Here is a 781-nt window from a genome sequence, read left to right as displayed (position 1 = left end):
ATTCTCCACTCACACCCGAAGAGTCGGGATGGTAAACGTGTGGTGGCAGAGACCGTTTCGGAAGCAATCGTCTTCCGGCGGGAGCTCATGGGTGGAACGCTGACAACCTTCACCGCATCCGGTCGAGGCCATGTTCTCGATCGCGGTGAATATATCGACACACTGTTGGGTCCTGAAAGAACAGACGTTCTTTCCAGGCAAAAAGACGATCCGCTCGGATCTCCTGTCATACCGGCTTCGACCCTTGGGGTTGGGGTGCTGGTGCGGGGTGTGGGTTTGAGTGGGTGTGTTGTTTGAGAACTGCACAGTGGACGCGAGCATCTTTGTTTGTAAGTGTTTAAGAGCGTTCGGTGGATGCCTTGGCACCAGGAGCCGATGAAGGACGTAGGAGGCTGCGATAAGCCTCGGGGAGCTGTCAACCGAGCTGAGATCCGAGGATTTCCGAATGGGGAAACCCAGCACGAGTGATGTCGTGTTACCCGCATCTGAATATATAGGGTGTGTGGAGGGAACGTGGGGAAGTGAAACATCTCAGTACCCACAGGAAGAGAAAACAATAGTGATTCCGTGAGTAGTGGCGAGCGAAAGCGGATGAGGCTAAACCGTGTAGATGTGATAGACGGCAGTCGTTGTCTATGCGGGGTTGTGGGGCTCATTTTCTTGTCACTGCCGTGGCGAGCAACAGTCAGAAAAGTGTGTGTTAGCTGAATTGGTCTGGGACGGCCAACCGTAGACGGTGAGAGTCCGGTAAGCGAAAACTCATGCTCTGTTGTAGTGAGTT

Annotated in this window: 1 protein-coding gene and 1 rRNA gene; both read left to right on the top strand. The window is 53.6% G+C overall.

Features of this window, described 5'->3' with window-relative positions; genetic code table 11:
• The coding region (locus tag NAM01S_RS35595; protein ID WP_218018502.1) for a hypothetical protein at positions 1-297 on the top strand (297 nt) is incomplete at its 5' end.
• A 30-nt stretch (positions 298-327) separates the two neighbouring features.
• A 23S ribosomal RNA gene (locus NAM01S_RS33640) occupies positions 328-781 on the top strand; the annotation flags it as partial.

The sequence above is a fragment of the Nocardia amikacinitolerans NBRC 108937 genome (genome assembly GCF_001612615.1).
Classification (GTDB): Bacteria; Actinomycetota; Actinomycetes; order Mycobacteriales; family Mycobacteriaceae; genus Nocardia; species Nocardia amikacinitolerans.
The sequence above is the reverse complement of the archived record's forward strand: the minus strand, read 5'-3'. Positions and strand labels throughout refer to the sequence as shown.